The sequence below is a fragment of the Larkinella arboricola genome (genome assembly GCF_003259745.1).
Lineage (GTDB): Bacteria > Bacteroidota > Bacteroidia > Cytophagales > Spirosomataceae > Larkinella > Larkinella arboricola.
In genome coordinates this window covers 536,852-553,620 of sequence record NZ_QLMC01000002.1, presented here as the reverse complement: position 1 = coordinate 553,620, position 16,769 = coordinate 536,852, and the positions used below count along the sequence as shown (strand labels likewise).

Here is a 16,769-nt window from a genome sequence, read left to right as displayed (position 1 = left end):
TCTGGACATCAATCCGCAAACCATGAGCAGTGCTTTTTTGAAAAATGAAACCGCCGACGCCCCGGTTGTCATTCCGGCCCGGGCGCCCCTGCCACCGGGCACGCCCAATTACGTGACACCCCGCGGACTGGCCCTGCTGCGGGCCGAACTGACCGAACTCGAAGCCGAACACGCTCAGTTACAGGCAGCGGATGCGAGCGACGAAAACGACCGGACCCGGCAACTGGCTCTGCTCAACGGACGGATTGCCAACCTGAATCAACGCATTTCAAGCGCCAAAGTGGTAGTGTCGCAAAACCTGGATGAAGTACGCTTTGGCGCAACCGTGGTGTTGCAAACCCGGACGGGGCCGCTGGCCGGAACGGAGCGCCGGTTTACGATTGTGGGCGTGGATGAAGCCAACGCCACACAGGGCCTCATTGCATTCACGGCACCTGTCGCCCGGGCCATGCAGGGTAAACGTATAGGCGACACGGTATCCTTTCGGGCGGCTCAACGGGAGGAAGTACTGGAAATTAAGGACATTTCGTATCAAACCGACTAGTACAATGGACCAAAGCGAATGCATCAGAAAGGGTTTTATAATCCCGTTTTCTGAAACATCCGGAAACCGTCACGGGTTATGCCTACAGACTCCTCTACTACGGCATATCCCTGGATGACCACAGCTACTTATTTCCGCTTAACAATGGGTCTGGCGCTCCTTCTTTCTTTGACCAATTGCCAGAAAACAACCACGCAGGCCCCGCAGGCTACCGGTTTTGATCCGGCCATCGCTCCCGCAACCTCTTACCTGGCTGGCTCTGTTACCTTCACCATTAAGGAATTAGAAAAGAAAATTAACCAGGAGCTTGACCCCGTGCTGGTGGGTAAAGGGTCATCCGGCGGCAAAAAAGGCGGGGTGTTTCCGTTTCGGGTGGTGCGTTCGGGACCCGTCCGGATTCAGTATACGAATAACCAGATCAAACTTTCGGCCCCATTGAACCTGTATGTCAGTTCGCCGTTTGGGGCCGCTGAAAAAACGGACGAAAAACCGTTCTGTTCGCTACAGGTCAATTTTCAAAGCCCGCTGACCGTTACCCCCAACTGGCGGCTGGCCAGCAAAATCCAGTTTACCGATTATAACTGGATTGTGGAACCCGAAATCCGGCTGCTCGGCAACAACATTTCGCTGACCAATTTTGCCAAAAAAGCCCTCGACACCTATCAGGCGGCCATTGAATCGGCCATTGATTCGGCAATCTACAACGAACTACGGCTCGATCAGATTGTCATGCCGATCTGGCAGGGCATCCAGCAACCGCTGCTGCTCGACAAACAATATGGTCTCTGGCTCCTGACCAAACCCGTCGGGGTAGAATCCAGCCCCATTGAAGGAAATGCGGAACAGATTACAACCCATCTGCGGATCACCCTGGAAACCCACACCAAACTGCAACCGCAAAAACCAGCCCCGTTTGCGGTTGGCTTACCCCCGTTGCAGAAAAAGGAGCAGATAGCCCGGATGACGGATTTGCGGATCATGAATTTCATACCCTACACCGACATCAACCGGATGCTGGCCCGTTCGCTGAAGCAGGAGAAGAAACTGCTGCTGGGGGCGCTCACCATCAAAAAGGTGTCGGTATACGGCGGGCAGCGGTCTTTAATCGTCAAAACCGACGTGAGCGGACTGCTGAACGGAACGCTCTACCTGCGCGGTCGCCCGACGTTCGACACCACCAGCAATACCCTGCGTGTCAGAAATCTGGATTTCGATGCCGGAACGGTAAGCGAAATTCCCCGTATTTCCAGTTCGCTGGTTCACGATGGTTTAATTAAGGTTCTGGAAAGCTTCCTGACGTTTCCGCTGGGCGGAGAGATCGAGCGATTACCCCAGCAAATCAGTAAATCTTTTGAAGAGGGTCCGCCCGGAAAAAAGACCAATCTCAACATCGGGTCGTTCCGGCTGACGCCCCAGCAAATGGCCATCCGCCCCGACGGTATTCAGGCCCTCATCCGGGTCGAATCGAAGGTGGCGGTAAAAGTCGAGCAGTTGTAAGGTTCACTGAAAACTCTGGCTGATAAACGCCAGGGCATCCGGCAAACCCGTCCGCCAGTATTCCCAGGTGTGACCGCCGTCGCGCACCCGGTATTCGTGCGGGATGTTCAGGTTGCGCATCAGCGTGTGCAGGTTGGCATTGCCTTCGTACAGCAATTGATCATCATCCCCGCAATCGAGGTAAAACCGAACGGCTTTTTTCTGCGCTTCGGGCAGGTTCTTTACCAGATACAGAATGCTGTTCTGGTTCCAGAAATCGGTGATGCGGTTATCGCCCTCTTTCAGTTCCCCCATCGCCGAACGATACCGGCGCAGATACTCCGGGTGCGGCATTTCCCGGATCTGCTGGTCGGTGCGGACAGCCGCGCTCAAAGCCGCGCAGGAGCCAAACAGATCGGGATGGTGGAGGGCATAGAGCAGCGACCCAAAGCCGCCCATCGACAACCCCGCCACGGCCCGAAACCGTTTTTCCGTCCGGCAGCGGTATGTTTTCTCAATGTGCGGAATCAGTTCCTTGATGAAAAAGTCTTCATACTGGTATTTCCCGGCGGCATTGTTCATATAAAACGTCATTTCCGCATCCGGCATCACCACAATCATTGGCGGTATTTTTCCCGCCCGAATGGCCTCATCAACAAGGTGCTGCATATTGCCCGACTGAATCCAGGCCGTCTGCGTATCGCCCCCGCCGTGCAGCAGATACACCACCGGATAGGCCCGCTGGGAGCTTTCATACCCGGCGGGCAGGTAGAGCGCAAACTTTTTGTCTTTTTTGAGAATGGCACTTTTAACGGTTAATTCTTCAAACACCTTGCTATCCTGGGCAGCGGCAATCAGCGGAAAAAGAACACAGAAGACGAGCAGTCGGAACATGGGAAAAGCAGAAAAACGGATTCGGGCAAAGTTGTAAAAATTACGGAAACAAACCCATCCGAAAGCCGGTTTTTCGGAGATAAACCCCACAACATGACCTACCTACTCCTAGGCCTGACCGTTTTGCTGCTCGGCTGGCTGATCTGGAAATACCGGCGACGGAACCAACCCGTCAGCCCAGCTACCCCGACCACCCCTTACCGCGATTTATTGCAGCAGCACGTTGCCTATTACCGCGCCCTGAGCGACGAAGACAAGCAGCGGTTTGAAGCCCGCATTCAGCATTTTTTAAGCCAGACCCGCATTGAAGGCATTGGCACAACCATCGACGACCTCGACCGGGTGCTGGTGGCCAGCAGTGCCGTGATCACCATTTTCGGGTTCAAAAACTGGTCGTTCTACCGGCTGACGACCGTGGTGCTGTACGAAGACCGGTTCAACGCCGACTTCCAGACCACGGGCAACGAGCGGAACATTCTGGGCATGGTGGGCGAAGGCGGGGCGCTGCAAAGTACGATGGTCCTCTCCAAACCGGCGCTGCACGAGGGTTTTGCCAACGAAAGCAGCAAGGAAAATACCGGTATTCACGAGTTTGTCCACCTGCTCGACCAGATTGACGGCTCCACCGACGGCGCGCCCGAATACCTGCTCGAACGCGGTCACATCAAGCCCTGGCTGCAACTGATTCACGCCAGCATCGGCGACATCAAAGCCAACCACTCGGACATCGATCCCTACGCCATGACCAACGAAGCCGAATTTTTCGCCGTGGTTTCCGAATATTTTTTCAAGCGTCCGGATTTATTACAGGAAAAGCACCCGGCGCTGTATGCCCGGCTGGAGGAGATTTTTCAGCAGCGTCCGCTGGAGGGTGGAGCATCACAGGAAAGGGGCTGACAGTCCAACCATCTATACAGCATCTGGCAACACACCAGAATTGAACCGTTGTCGCAGATTTTCGAACCAATCGGTTCATGCGAGAAAATTAAAAAGAATTACTATACCATTCACAAAACAGCACCGCCCGTTTCATCGGCTTGAAACGGGCGGTGGCCTTTTTTTTCCGGCCCGGTTATAATTCCGGACTGGGATTATGTCGCAACAATCACGGCATGGAAGTCGAATACAACTGATTGAACAGCAGCTTAAACGTCCCGTGAGCCTGCGCCCGGAAGGTGATTTCCGGCCCGAAAGCGTAGAGTTTGCCGGAACCGACGGGTGCCATAAAAGCCGCCACACCATCCTGCAAATACGCCTGCCCCCAGGCCCAGCCGCTGCGCAACGGCTTGTCGGTGGCAAACCAGGCCAGCGGTTTTACAAGCCCTCTCGACACGGCATCCGGGGCCAGTCTGAACACCGGGTTGGCATCAAAATACACGTCGGTTTGCTGCGGAAGCCCCCAGGTGGCCTGCTGGGCCGAGTCGAGACTTACGCGGAGGATGCTGCCCGGAATGTAATATTTTTCGTTGGGCAACGGCCGCTCCATACCGTTGCCAGCCATTTCAATCAGGGCGTTTCTCACCGGCAATCCCAGGTGGTAGGCCAGGTTGGTACTGCTGCCGATGGTTACAATGTTACCGCCCGCTTCCAGAAACTTCTTTAACTCCGGAATGGATTTCTCGGCGGTAATCCGGCCCAGCCACGGACGGTATTCGGCAGGTAACTCTTCGGCTTTGGGTCCCTGACCCGTCGAACCGCCCGTTCCGCTGCCTCCCCCTGCGCCGACGGGCGGAATGGCCCGGGTCACAAAAACAATCACGTCGTATTTTTTCCGCAGATCCCCGGCGTCGATGTCCGACGCGTAAACCACCTGCATCGGAAAGCGGTATTGCTCCATCAGCCAGCGCACCCAGCCCGATGCCATCGACCCGCCGTAGGTATCCCACAGGGCAATCCGCATCGGCGCTACTTTCACCATCGCCCCCGCCGGACGTTTCGACAGACCCGCAACGTGGAGCCCCAGTTCCTTCGCCGACTTATCCAGCAGTGATTTCGCCTTGCCCGATGCCGGAACGAAAAACGTGCCCGCTCCAAGCTCCGGTTTCCCGCTCACGCCATTCGGTAGACGGTATACGTCCACCCCCGACCGGAGCAAATCGTTGACGGCCAGGAAAGCGTTGTTGGTTTGCGCACTCAGCGTATAACCGGCGACATTCCCCGCGTCCATCTTTCCTTTCGGTGCTTGCAATTCGCCATAGGGCAACTTCTTAAATGGCCCATCGAAACCGTCAAGTACACGGTCCACCTTAACGCCCATCTGGTAGGCCAGCGTCCAGCCCGCGGCATCGTAGGGCCGAACCGGCGGACCACCGGGGTACTGAAAATCGTTTGGATGATCCTGCGGCTCAAACATATCCAGCACGTGCGGCCGGAACGACTGATCGGTTTTTACCACATATGAACCCGCCGGATACTTCTTGCCCGCAACCGTAAAATCCGCCGTGGCTTCCTGAATCTGAATACCGGTTTTGATCAGCGCATTGATGAACTTTACCGCCGTCGGAAAATCCGGCTGGTCGGCGGGAATGATAAAACCACGCGGATCGCGCAGGGCCGGATTTTTCAGTACGGCATCGTAATACTTGGCCGGAATTTCTCCGCCCCCGCGCGAGGGCGTTCCCGACGTATTATTCTTTAAATCAGCCTGATGCGCCTGATTGATCGCATCAATGCGCTTCGGCGAAAGGGTCCAGTAATCGGTGCTGCCGTGCTCGATGGCGTTTTTACCCATCCTGTAAATGTTGTACAGCAACTGGTCGCTGTGCCGGGCGGCATAATCGAGCGTTGCGTAGTTAAGCGAAAGCGAATAATCGATAGACTGCTTAAAATGCCATTTCTGGGGTGTCACCGGAAACGGCGTGTTGCCGTTGGGAATCAGACGCTGCGGAACCAGCGGCACGGTTTCGGGCGTCGGGCTGCCAATAATTTCCGTCAGCAAACCAATCATGTTGTGAAAGTGGGTCGTCGTGCGCAACCCGCCGTTGTACCAGGTCGAGAACACCGAGCCACCCAACCGCGTAAAACCGGGTTTGTTTTCGGCATTCAGCCGGTTGACCATTGCGGCCCCGAGCGCGTCAATGCCCGTAATCATCAGCGGCTCAAATACGTAATTGAACGGGTCGCGGTACGGCGGTCCGGCCAGCACCGACCCCGCCGGTCCGCGCTGGTGGTGGTTGTACATAATCTGCGGAATCCATTCAACAAACAACTGACGCCCAATATTCTGCGACTCTTTCAGGTTCATCATGAAAAAATCGCGGTTGTTGTCGTGTCCGGCGTATTTCTGGTACAGCCGGGGAATGTTTTCGAGCGCCCGCTTCTCGGGTTTGGGCTCCCGCATATACCAGCTACTGACCAGTTCCTGCCCGTCGGGATTGGCGTGGGTGAGCAGGATAATCACGTTGTCCAGAATCCGCAGCGTTTCGGGGTCTTTGCGGCTCACCAGTTGCCAGGCGGTTTCGATCAGCTGCATGGTGCCGACGGTTTCGGTGGCGTGTAACCCGCCGTCGATCCAGACCACGGCTTTCCCTTCGGCGGCCAGCGCCCGGGCCTGTTCGTCGGTCAGCCCTTCGGCGCGGGCCATTTTAGTCGAAATTTCCTTGTACCGATCGAGTTTTTTAAGGTTTTCGGGCGACGACACAATGATCATGTACTGATGACGGCCTTCTTCCGTCAGGCCAATATCCACCAGCTTGGTGCGATCCGAAGCCGCCAGCTTTTTGAAATACGCTTCGGTCTGGGTGTAGGTAGCAAGCTGGTAATCATCGCCGATAGCAAACCCGAAGTGCTCCCTGGGCGAGGGAATGGCCGGGGTCGACTGGGCCTGAACGGCGGCCATGCGAATGGAAAACAGGGCAATGAATACAGGTAAGAGAAGTTTCTTCATTGAAATCAGGGCTAGTCTGTCGAAAAGCGAATTAACTCATTTTCTTTTCATACCGCACAAACAGCAAAATATTATTTTACCATCTATAAGGATAACCACATATTTTATTGAAAACCGCAGAAAACAAGCCCAAACCTAAGTGAAGGTATTCCGCCAGCATCCGGCTTTCATTCAAGGCAGACGCTGGCGGAAGGTAAGGTTACCGCTTGGGTCCAACCGAATCATAAACGACAACCTTTTCCCACAGGGCCGAGTACTCTTCGACAAACTTGAGGTGGATTGGGTGGGTCTGGTAAATTTCTTCATCCATCAGGTTGTTGAAAAAGCACAGCCACGAAACCGCGTACGACCGCTCAATCACCGAACGGGTGGTGGGTGCGGGTTCGCCGATGTGAACCAGTTTGATGGTCGGCACTTTCGCCAGTTTGTTCAGTCCTTCAATCAGTTTGGCTTTGTCGGCGGCACTGTCCGGATTTTTCAGGTAGAAATAAACGTGGTGAACAAACAGTTCTTTGGGGGCGCTGTTGGTGGCGGGCAAACTCAGGCCCAAACCGGCCCCAATACTACTTTTGACAAATTTTCTACGGGATTGTTCTTTCATAGAAGTAAGATGAATCTCAGATCATTTCGTTGGTTGAACAGCAAAAATGGGTAAGAATCGCCGAATTAACCAACATACCGTACCTTTACCGCATGGAAAGTCAAAATACCCCCACTTCTATTCTGTCAAATCTGGGCATCGCGGCCCTCAATCCCATGCAGCAGGAAGCACGGGAGGTGATTTTGCGCGACCCGGACGTTTTGTTACTGGCCCCTACCGGCTCGGGCAAAACGCTCGGTTTTTTGCTCCCCGTGCTGCACCTGCTCAAAACCGACCAGCCAACCGTTCAGTGCCTTATTCTGACTCCAACGCGTGAACTGGCCCTGCAAATCGAAACGGTCTGGAAAAAAATGGGGACAGGTTTTAAATCCAGCGTCTGCTACGGCGGCCACCCGATGGCTACCGAAATTCAGAACCTGACGCAGCCGCCCGCCGTACTGATCGGTACGCCGGGCCGTATCGCCGACCACCTCTCCCGCCACACCTTCGACCCGAACGGTATTCACACGCTGGTGCTCGACGAGTTTGATAAATCGCTGGAACTGGGCTTTCACGACCAGATGGCGTTCATCATCAAGCCATTGCGAAATCTAAAAAAACGGGTGCTGGTTTCGGCTACTTCCGGGCTAGCCATTCCGGACTTTACGGGCGTTCGGTCGCCCACCCGGGTGGACTTCATTCCCAAAGAAGAACAGGACAACGGCTTAACGATCAGGCGGGTTGTTTCGCCCGAAACCGATAAACTGGATACGCTGGTTCGGCTGATCGGGTCGCTCAATTCAGAATCGGCCCTGATTTTCTGCAACCTGCGCGAAACCGCCGAACAACTCAGTACGTTCCTGAACAGACAGGGCATTCGGACGGCTTTTTACCACGGCGGTCTGGAGCAGGACGACCGCGAACGGGCACTGATTCTGTTCCGCAACGGCAGCGTCCGGTACCTGATTACCACGGATCTGGCCGCCCGCGGACTGGACATTCCGGAAATGAAGCACGTCATTCACTACCAGTTGCCGCTGCATGAACACGAGTTTGTACACCGCAACGGCCGCACCGCCCGGATGCACGCGACCGGCACGGCTTACCTGCTCCTGAACCCGAACGAAGACCAGCCCCGCTACGTCTCCGATTCGCTTGAGGAATTACCGCTCGCCGACCACTACCCCTTGCCCGAACCACCCGATTTTCAGACCATTTACGTCAGTGGCGGCAAGAAAAACAAGCTCAACAAAGTAGACATCGTCGGCTTTTTCTCGCAGAAAGGCGGCCTCGAAAAAGGCGATCTGGGTCTGATCGAAGTCAAGGATTTCAGTTCGTTTGCTGCCGTTCGGACCACCAAAGTAGCCGGGTTGCTGGCGCGGGTGAAAGATGAGAAAATGAAAGGCAAAAAGTACAAAATCGAACTCGCCCGCTAAGTGTCGTTTACTTTTCGGCCACTTTCGTAAAATCCAGATCGTGGAAGTCGTAGCTGAAGTCGGTCAGGGGTGAAACGGCTTTCATTTTCATGGAAACCGGCTTTCCTTCGTAATCCAGCCCGAACATGACAAAGGCGTCGGCTTCCAGGCTCCGGTCGTTCCATTTGACCACGAACGTGTTGCCCTTGTAAAAAAACAATTCGCCGGTCAGCCGGGGTGAGCGTTTGGCGGTAAACAGGAGTTTGTTGTTTTCGGCCCTGATGGATACATCCCCGAGCCAGTTGTCGCGGTAGGTGCCGGTGTAAAAATAAATCGGCGGTCTGGCCACGGTTTTCTGTTGTTCGGCGGCCACGGTTTTCCAGACCTCGGCGGTTACCTGATCGGCATCAGCGACATTTGCGCGCATCCGGTCGCTGTACTCCTTCACCCGGTCGGTGCCGGTCATGCCGAAATAGCTGTCTTTGATCTGGTTGGTAATGGCCGAAAAAGCCGCTCCAGCCTGCTGATTAGTCAGCACAATGATGCCCAGTTTCAATTCCGGCAAAAGCGTTACCTGCGTCACCATGCCCGGCAAACCGCCCGTGTGGGTCGCCTGCTTGTAGCCCTTCACATCACTCAGCCCCCAGCCCAGTCCTTAGGAACTGAAGTGGGTGTTATACGGGCCGGGATTGCGCACCGGAATGATCGTCTGCGGGGTCCACATTTCGTCCTGGACGGTTTTGCTGAACAGCGTTTTGGACAACCCATCGCCGTATTTACCGCCGTTGAGTTGCATAATCACCCACTTGCTCAGGTCGTTGATGCTGCTGTAAATACCCCCGGCGGAGTTGCCCACATCAAGCGTTCCCCGCTTGATCACCTGCAATTTACCGTCGATGACGGCGTGAGCGTCGATGAGGTTCGACTGACTTTTCGGTAAGCGCGAAAACGAACCCCGGCTGGCTTCCATCTGGAGCGGCTGCATGATGCGGGTTTCCACAAACTCCTCCCAGCTTTGGCCCGAAACCCGTTTCACGACCTCACCGGCCACCATGTAGAGCAAATTGTCGTAGTCGTACTTGGTGCGAAAACCCGATACCTGTTTCAGATACCGCAGGTTATGAATAACATCCTTCAGCGTAAAATCGCTGGAATCGGGAAAGAACATGAGGTCGCCCGCACCCAAGCCCAGACCGCTGCGGTGGGTCAGCAGGTCGCGGACGGTAAACTCTTCGGTTACGTAGGCGTTGTAGAGCCGAAACTCCGGGATGTAGTCAATGACTTTATCATCCCAGGTCATTTTTCCCTCGTCGATCAGGATGCCCAGAGCGGCCGCCGTAAACGCCTTGCTGTTGGAAGCAATGCCGAACAGCGTGTTGCCATCGACCTTCTGATTCGACTTCAGCGACCGAACCCCGTATCCCTTAGCGTGAATCACTTTCCCATCCTTCACCACGGCCACCGCAAGGCCCGGCACCTGAAACGCTTTTAAGGTTCGGTCCGCCAACTGATCAATCTGGGCGGAAGTAATGGGCTGGGCCGAAACCGGATTAAAAAAGCAAAACTGGATAAGCCAAAAAGCGAGGAGAAGTAGCCGTGAGTTCATAGCGGACGATTTGACAACCGCTAAAGATAACGGATTTGCCGAAATCCCCACACCTCCAACGGACTTGACCCTGGACAATCCCGGGTTGCCCCGGAGTTCCGGGATGGTCTGACCTTCCGATACGAACACACGACGACCTCTGCGCCGTACGCCTTACTTGCCGCCGGGTCGGGTGGGGCGCACCTCAATTTTGCTGGGCAGCGTCCGGGCGGGCATATGAATCAGGTCGGCAACGATCTGGCCAATGTCTTCGGGCTGGATTTTCCAGGCGTCTTTTTCGCTCGGTTCGTGGTTGTTGAAGTACGAGGCCACGGAGCCGGGCATGATCGTAGTCACTTTGATGCCCTCGCTGCGCAGATCGAGCATCAGCGCCTGCGTAAACCCAACCAGCCCAAACTTGCTGGCGTTATAGGCCGTGCCGTTTTCAAAAAAGTTGGTACCGGCCAGACTCGCAATGGTAATAAAATACCCCTCCGACTTTTTCAGTTCGTCCAGCGTGGCCTTGATGGAATAAAACACGCCGGTCAGGTTAATGTCGATGGTTTCGGACCACTGCTCAGGCGTCAGTTCCTGAACGGGCGCAAAATGACCGACACCCGCGTTGGCGATGACGTAATCCAGACGGCCCCACTTCTGCACGATGGCATCGACGGCCCGCTGCTGCGACACCAGATCGCGCACGTCGGCGGCAATACCGAGGGCATACCCGTCCTTGAGTTGATTGAGCGAAGCCGCAGCCTCTTCGGCACTTTCCTGCGAGCGGCTGGTGATGGCCACCCGAATACCGTCTTTGATCAGCACTTCAGCAATGCCGTATCCAATACCTTTCGATCCGCCGGTGATGAGGGCGGTTTTAATCGTTTCTGCCATGATTCTGTAAAAGATGATGCTTGGGTGCTTTTTTTAGAGCTACTGAGTTAACCCGGTGTCCCGTTCGAAAGTTTGCGCCTGAGCAATCGCTTCGTAAAAACGCGCATTTATCGGCAGTCTAAATGGCTCAGCCCATATTTCGAAAAGAACGCAACCAATTAATATTCTATTCAAAATCAGGAGTATCACCCAAATATTATTGCATCATTATCCAATACTCCAAAATTTTTCCACAAACCGTCTAGGGATTTATTCGACTTAATCGCCTATTGGCAAAAGCAGCAGGTCAGGGCTCATGTACAAGCGCAATACGGACGAACAGTTGGTGGATCTTCTCCAGAAAGGCGACGAAAAAGCCTTTGAGGAAATCTATCATCGCTACTGGTATCGACTTTATAAAATGGCCTTTTACGAAACCGGCACCCGCGAAGAAGCCGAAGAACTGGTGCACGATGTTTTTGAAGACCTGTGGCAGAAACGCCGGGCCTCCCCGATTCGGCACCTGAGCGCCTACCTGGCGGTTTCGGTCAAACACCGGGTGACGGATTACATCAAATCCTGCATCACCCAGCGTAAATACCGCGAATACCTGATTCTGCACGAACTACAGCAGTCCAACGCCACCGACGATACCGTACAGTTTTCGGATCTGGCCCGGCTGGTGGACGATGCGCTGAAAAACCTGCCGGAGAAAACGTCGGAAGTGTTCCGGCTTAGCCGATTCGAGAACCAGTCGGTCCGGGACATTGCCCAGAAGCTGAACCTCTCGGAAAAAGGCGTTGAATATCACATCACGCAGTCGCTGAAAGTGCTCAAACACCATCTCAAAATTTATCAGTCCAATAATTGAGTTGTCCCTCACACCGCGATGAATCAGTACGATTTTGATCAATTGTTAAAGAAATACCTGGCCGGCCACTGCAGCCCGGAGGAGGAAGAGCAGGTGCTGAAGTGGTCGGCCCACGTGCTGAATGACGAACGGGAACCACTCAATACGGTCGAACAAAAAGAAACCCGGAAGCGGCTCTGGAAACAACTGAACACGTCGGCGCTGGCGAAAAAATACCGCATCGGCTGGCGGCAACTGGCATTGGCGGCTGTCGTCGTGCTGGTTTCGGGACTGGGTTACTTTTTTTACCGTTCAGCAACCATTCCCTCATCCACTCCAACCGTGGTTCGTTCGTCCAGCGAACCAGCAACCAAACCGTTTGAGCCGAGCGGTTATGTGGTCACGAAAAACACCTCATCCTCGCCCCTCGATGTAACGCTGGAAGACGGCACGGTGATTTCTCTCAAAAGAAACAGCATACTGAGTTACCCACGGCATTTCGACGCAAAAACCCGGAAGGTGATGCTGGAGGGCGGAGCGTTTTTCAGCGTCAAACGGGATGTAACGCGGCCTTTTCTGGTCTACACCGGCGAACTGGTCACACAGGTGCTGGGAACGAGCTTTACGATTGAGTCGTACCGAAATGCCAAGACCATTGAGGTGCAGGTGGTGTCGGGCCGGGTGTCGGTATACGAAAACCAACGGCAGTCGCACCAAAACCGCAACGGCATGATTCTGAACCCCAACCAGAAAATTACTTTCGACAAAACCGCCAAAAAGCTGGTAGCCGGGCTAGTAGCCGCGCCCCTTATCATTGAACAGCCCCGTGAAAAAAGCGAGCTGGTTTTCGAAGAAATGCCGTTGCCACGCGTGCTGGAAGCCCTGCAAAAAGCGTATCAAATCGAAATCATCGTCGAAACGCCCGCGCTCGAAACCTGCGTGTTCACCGGCAACCTCAACGATTTACCGCTCCACACCCAACTCCTGTTCATTTGCAAATCCGTCAATGCCAGCTACGAACTCCGGGGAACGACCTTCTTCGTGCGGGGCGATGGCTGTCTGACGAATTAATTCTTTTCTACGCAGTGCCTATGTAAAAACCAAAACCAGCCCACAAAAAAAGCCAATCATGCTGCTAACATCATTGGCTCGTTGCGGTCCGGCCCGAACGCCAATTCAACGCCGGATTCGCCTTGTTTCTGAGTCTGTTAACGTCAAAAACCCTTAAAATTATGCAAAAAAGTTTATCCCTACGTCATTTAGTGATGAAGAGTATGCAGATCGCTGTTGCCCAGGTGCTGCTGTCGGCCCTGTTCTGTAGCCTGTCGTTTGCATACGACAGCCACGCGCAGGAAATCCTGCGGAAAGAGGTTTCGCTCAAAATGGAGGCCGTGGAGGTGAAGCAGATCCTGAACCAGATCGAGAAACAGACCAAAATCAAGTTTGTTTACAGCTCCAACAGCATCCGCTCCCACCAGAAAACGTCCATCAACGTGTCGAAAAGTCAGCTCTCCAAAGTACTCGACGACCTGCTGACGCCCCTCAACATTGCCTACGATGTGGTCGATTCACACATTTTGCTGCACCGGAAAGCCGCCGAAAAAGCACCGGCACCCAACCGGGCGGGCCTGCTGCTGAACCTGAAAGGTCGGGTTACTGACGAGAAAGGCGGGGCCATGCCGGGCGTGAGCATTGTGGTGAAAGGCACCCAAACCGGTACGACCACCAACGCCGAAGGACGGTATACCCTCGACCTGCCCGACGGCAATGCCGTCCTGATTTTCAGCTTCGTGGGCTACAAGGCGCAGGAAGTTCAGGTGGGTGGCCGGACGGATATTACCGTGCAACTCGAACCGGAAGCGATGGCGCTGAACGAGGTCGTGGTGACGGCTCTGGGGATTGCTAAAGACAAAAAAGCCCTGACTTACGCCGTCACCGAAGTCAAAGGTAGTGATTTTACGCAGGCCCGCGAAGTCAACCTGGGCAACGCGCTGTCGGGCCGGATTGCCGGGGTCAACGCCACCAGCACGGCCAACGGAGCCGCGGGGTCCAGCCGGGTCATCATCCGGGGAAACGGCTCCCTGAGTGGTGACAATCAACCCCTTTACGTCGTCAACGGCATTCCGATCAACAACGCCAACCAGGGATCACCGGGCACGTACGGCGGTACGGACAAAGGCGACGGCCTGCTCAGCATCAACCCCGACGACATTGAAAGCATCTCGGTCCTGAAAGGCGGAACGGCTGCGGCCTTATACGGTTCGCGGGCGGCCAACGGGGTGATCATCATTACGACCAAGTCCGGCAAAGGCCAGAAAGGGCTGGGCGTCGAGCTGGCTTCTACTTATACCGCCGAGCGGCCCCTCTCCTTCCCCGACTGGCAGTACGAATACGGTTCGGGTTCGCGGGGTGTCAAACCAACGACGCAGGCCGAAGCCATTGCCAATGGCCGAACCTCGTGGGGGGCCAAGCTGGACGGTTCATCGGCCATGCAGCCCGATGGCGTGTCCCGGCCCTACGTAGCCCAGCGCCATAACATCAAAAACTTTTACCAAACCGGCAGCACATTCAGCAACACCCTTGCCATCAACGGCGGCAACGAAACCACCAATTTCCGGTTTTCGGCGTCCAACATGGATAACCAGGGCATTGTCGAAAATTCGTCCGTCAACCGGAAAACATTTAGTCTGAGCGCTAATTCGACGCTGGCCAAGAAAGTGGTGTTTGAGGGCAATGTGCAGTACAACCTCGAAAACGTGAAAAACCGGACCTACGTGGCCGACTTCACCAAGAACCCCAATGCCTCGGTGCAGCTGGCCGCTACGAGCCTCGACATTCGCACTCTGGCGCCGGGCTACGATGAGCGGGGATACGAAACGCTCTGGAACGATTACGTCTTTGTAGCCAACCCCTATTTTGTGGTTAACAAAGTCCGCAACCAGGACGACCGGCGTCGGGTGATTGGCTCGTTCAGCACCCGCTACAACCTCACGGATTTCCTGTACATCCGGGGTCGGCTGGGCATCGACCAGTTTACGATCGAAGGCAACGACATTACGCCCACCGGTACGGCCTACAACAACCAGGGGGAGATGAGCACCCGGCGCATCAACACGTCCGAAAGCAACGCCGAAGCCATTCTGGGCTTCAATAAAGAGTTTGGTACCTTTTCAGTGAATGCGCTGGTTGGTGGCAACAAAATGGTGAATACGTCGAGCGGGGTAACGGCTTCGAGTGGCCGGTTCAACGTGCCGTTCAACTACTTCATCACCAACGGGAGCAGCCAGCAGTACACCGAAAGCTTCCGAAAATTCGGCATCAATTCAGTATTTGGCTCTGCCGATATTGGTTACAACAACCTGCTGTACCTGACACTAACGGGTCGGCAGGACTGGTTTTCAACGCTTTCCGCCGACAACAACACGCTGTTTTATCCGTCTGTGGGCCTGAGCTACGTGCTCTCCGACGCCCTGAAAGCCAAACCGTCCTGGATGGACTACGCCAAAATCCGGGCATCGTGGGCCAAAGTGGGCGGTGGCGCACCTGATCCGTACGGCCTGACGCTAACCTATGCCGCGCCATCGCAGTCGCACCTGGGTCAGCCGCTCATGCTCATCAGCGGAAATACCATCCCCAACAGTGCCCTGAAACCGTATACGTCCACCACCACTGAACTTGGTATTGAAACCAAGCTGTTTCGCAACCAACTGGGCGTGGACCTGACGGTGTACGACCGCACCACCACCGACGACATCGTGCGGGCGACGGTTCCGTTTTCGTCGAGCTACACCAACGTTTCACTGAACGTCGGCAAGGTGCGCAACCGGGGTATCGAGTTGCTGCTGACGGGTACGCCCATCCGGCTGTCGAACGGTTTTCGGTGGGATGTCAGTTACAACATGGCGTACAACGAGAATACCGTCGTTAAAATCGCGGATGGGTTGACAAGCCTGGCCCTGCCCGGTGCCACCGCCCGAACGCAGAACGGTTTTATCTACCACTTCGAAGGAATGCCGTTTGGGATGATTGCGGGCTACCGGGCTAAAACCGACGCCAACGGCAATGTGGTTTACAACGCGGCCAGCGGACTACCGCTTCAGAGTACGTTCATGCCGCTGGGCCGGGGCGTTCCGCCCCTGACGCTGGGTCTGACCAACACGTTCAGCTACAAGAATTTCTCGCTTAACTTCCTGCTCGACGGCAAATTCGGCTCGAAGCTTTACGTTTCGACCAACGCCTACGCGACCAATTATGGGTTGCACAAACGGACGGTGGAGAATGGAATACGGGAAACCGGCGTAACCGTTACGGGCGTCGATCCGGAAGGCAACCCGCTGACCAAAACCATCGACGCGCAAACGTATTTTCAGGGAACGGCTTTTTCGATTACCGACGATTTCGTGTCCGATGCCGGGTTTGTCAAGTTCCGCCAGTTGATTCTGGGCTACTCGCTGCCCCGGACCATGCTGGCCAGAACACCGTTCCAGTCGGCCAGTCTGTCGTTCGTAGCCCGCAATTTATTCCTGCTCTACAGCCAGGTCCAGAACGTCGATCCCGAGTCGAACTACAGCAGTTCCAACGCTCAGGGGCTGGAAAACTTCGGGGTGCCGCCCACCCGCAGTTTTGGTTTGAACCTGATGGTCCGGTTCTGATTTCCGCAGGCTGTTCA

The 16,769-nt window shown here is 55.0% G+C and carries 13 protein-coding genes; 7 read left to right on the top strand and 6 right to left on the bottom strand.

The window, feature by feature from the left end; all coding sequences use genetic code 11:
* The first annotated feature begins 22 nt into the window (after nt 1-22).
* Both LX87_RS09370 and LX87_RS09365 read left to right on the top strand, forming a co-directional pair.
* Nucleotides 23-544, top strand: a complete 522-nt coding sequence (locus LX87_RS09370) for a GreA/GreB family elongation factor (protein ID WP_111627945.1) — start codon at nt 23-25, stop codon at nt 542-544.
* A gap of 78 nt (nt 545-622) precedes the next feature.
* Complete coding sequence (locus tag LX87_RS09365; protein WP_229310605.1) at nt 623-2,041, top strand: DUF4403 family protein; 1,419 nt, start codon at nt 623-625, stop codon at nt 2,039-2,041.
* A 3-nt stretch (nt 2,042-2,044) separates the two neighbouring features.
* On the opposite strand, the gene LX87_RS09360 is transcribed toward LX87_RS09365, so the two are convergent.
* Complete coding sequence (locus LX87_RS09360; RefSeq protein ID WP_111628346.1) at nt 2,045-2,914, bottom strand: alpha/beta hydrolase; 870 nt, start codon at nt 2,912-2,914, stop codon at nt 2,045-2,047.
* A 93-nt stretch (nt 2,915-3,007) separates the two neighbouring features.
* Between LX87_RS09360 and LX87_RS09355 the strand changes: the two genes are divergently transcribed.
* Nucleotides 3,008-3,811, top strand: coding sequence for a M90 family metallopeptidase (locus LX87_RS09355; RefSeq protein WP_111627943.1), 804 nt, complete (start codon nt 3,008-3,010; stop codon nt 3,809-3,811).
* Nucleotides 3,812-4,019: 208 nt separating this feature from the next.
* On the opposite strand, the gene LX87_RS09350 is transcribed toward LX87_RS09355, so the two are convergent.
* Complete coding sequence (locus LX87_RS09350; protein WP_229310631.1) at nt 4,020-6,752, bottom strand: M14 family metallopeptidase; 2,733 nt, start codon at nt 6,750-6,752, stop codon at nt 4,020-4,022.
* Between the two features lie 247 nt (nt 6,753-6,999).
* On the bottom strand, nt 7,000-7,401 hold the full coding sequence (locus LX87_RS09345) for a Dabb family protein (RefSeq protein WP_111627941.1): 402 nt from the start codon (nt 7,399-7,401) through the stop codon (nt 7,000-7,002).
* A gap of 92 nt (nt 7,402-7,493) precedes the next feature.
* Between LX87_RS09345 and LX87_RS09340 the strand changes: the two genes are divergently transcribed.
* Nucleotides 7,494-8,816, top strand: a complete 1,323-nt coding sequence (locus tag LX87_RS09340; RefSeq protein WP_111627940.1) for a DEAD/DEAH box helicase — start codon at nt 7,494-7,496, stop codon at nt 8,814-8,816.
* A gap of 7 nt (nt 8,817-8,823) precedes the next feature.
* Here LX87_RS09340 and LX87_RS29095 read toward each other — a convergent pair whose 3' ends face one another.
* From LX87_RS29095 to LX87_RS09330, 3 genes are all read right to left on the bottom strand, one after another.
* Entirely contained in the window at nt 8,824-9,426 is a 603-nt protein-coding gene (locus LX87_RS29095) for a DUF3471 domain-containing protein (RefSeq protein WP_229310604.1), read from the bottom strand.
* A gap of 24 nt (nt 9,427-9,450) precedes the next feature.
* Nucleotides 9,451-10,401 (bottom strand): serine hydrolase domain-containing protein, encoded by a 951-nt coding sequence (locus tag LX87_RS29090; protein ID WP_229310603.1) that lies wholly within the window; start codon nt 10,399-10,401, stop codon nt 9,451-9,453.
* Nucleotides 10,402-10,554: 153 nt separating this feature from the next.
* Nucleotides 10,555-11,271 (bottom strand): SDR family oxidoreductase, encoded by a 717-nt coding sequence (locus tag LX87_RS09330; RefSeq protein WP_111627939.1) that lies wholly within the window; start codon nt 11,269-11,271, stop codon nt 10,555-10,557.
* Between the two features lie 295 nt (nt 11,272-11,566).
* On the opposite strand from LX87_RS09330, the gene LX87_RS09325 reads away from it, so the two are divergent.
* From LX87_RS09325 to LX87_RS09315, 3 genes are all read left to right on the top strand, one after another.
* Nucleotides 11,567-12,121 (top strand): RNA polymerase sigma factor, encoded by a 555-nt coding sequence (locus LX87_RS09325; protein WP_111627938.1) that lies wholly within the window; start codon nt 11,567-11,569, stop codon nt 12,119-12,121.
* An 18-nt stretch (nt 12,122-12,139) separates the two neighbouring features.
* Nucleotides 12,140-13,171 carry a FecR family protein gene (locus LX87_RS09320; RefSeq protein ID WP_111627937.1) on the top strand — a complete coding sequence of 344 codons (1,032 nt, stop codon included), beginning with the start codon at nt 12,140-12,142 and terminating at the stop codon, nt 13,169-13,171.
* Between the two features lie 161 nt (nt 13,172-13,332).
* Complete coding sequence (locus tag LX87_RS09315) at nt 13,333-16,752, top strand: SusC/RagA family TonB-linked outer membrane protein (protein ID WP_111628345.1); 3,420 nt, start codon at nt 13,333-13,335, stop codon at nt 16,750-16,752.
* Nucleotides 16,753-16,769: the final 17 nt, after the last annotated feature.

Bases quoted from the DNA above. Each gene is read 5' to 3' on its own strand.
- LX87_RS09370 (WP_111627945.1), top strand. From the start codon at position 23: ATGAGCAGTGCTTTTTTGAAAAATGAAACCGCCGACGCCCCGGTTGTC.
- LX87_RS09365 (WP_229310605.1), top strand. From the start codon at position 623: ATGCCTACAGACTCCTCTACTACGGCATATCCCTGGATGACCACAGCT.
- LX87_RS09320 (WP_111627937.1), top strand. From the start codon at position 12,140: ATGAATCAGTACGATTTTGATCAATTGTTAAAGAAATACCTGGCCGGC.
- LX87_RS09340 (WP_111627940.1), top strand. From the start codon at position 7,494: ATGGAAAGTCAAAATACCCCCACTTCTATTCTGTCAAATCTGGGCATC.
- LX87_RS09350 (WP_229310631.1), bottom strand. From the start codon at position 6,752: ATGGCCGCCGTTCAGGCCCAGTCGACCCCGGCCATTCCCTCGCCCAGG.
- LX87_RS09325 (WP_111627938.1), top strand. From the start codon at position 11,567: ATGTACAAGCGCAATACGGACGAACAGTTGGTGGATCTTCTCCAGAAA.
- LX87_RS09360 (WP_111628346.1), bottom strand. From the start codon at position 2,914: ATGTTCCGACTGCTCGTCTTCTGTGTTCTTTTTCCGCTGATTGCCGCT.
- LX87_RS09345 (WP_111627941.1), bottom strand. From the start codon at position 7,401: ATGAAAGAACAATCCCGTAGAAAATTTGTCAAAAGTAGTATTGGGGCC.
- LX87_RS29090 (WP_229310603.1), bottom strand. From the start codon at position 10,401: ATGAACTCACGGCTACTTCTCCTCGCTTTTTGGCTTATCCAGTTTTGC.
- LX87_RS09330 (WP_111627939.1), bottom strand. From the start codon at position 11,271: ATGGCAGAAACGATTAAAACCGCCCTCATCACCGGCGGATCGAAAGGT.
- LX87_RS09355 (WP_111627943.1), top strand. From the start codon at position 3,008: ATGACCTACCTACTCCTAGGCCTGACCGTTTTGCTGCTCGGCTGGCTG.
- LX87_RS09315 (WP_111628345.1), top strand. From the start codon at position 13,333: ATGCAAAAAAGTTTATCCCTACGTCATTTAGTGATGAAGAGTATGCAG.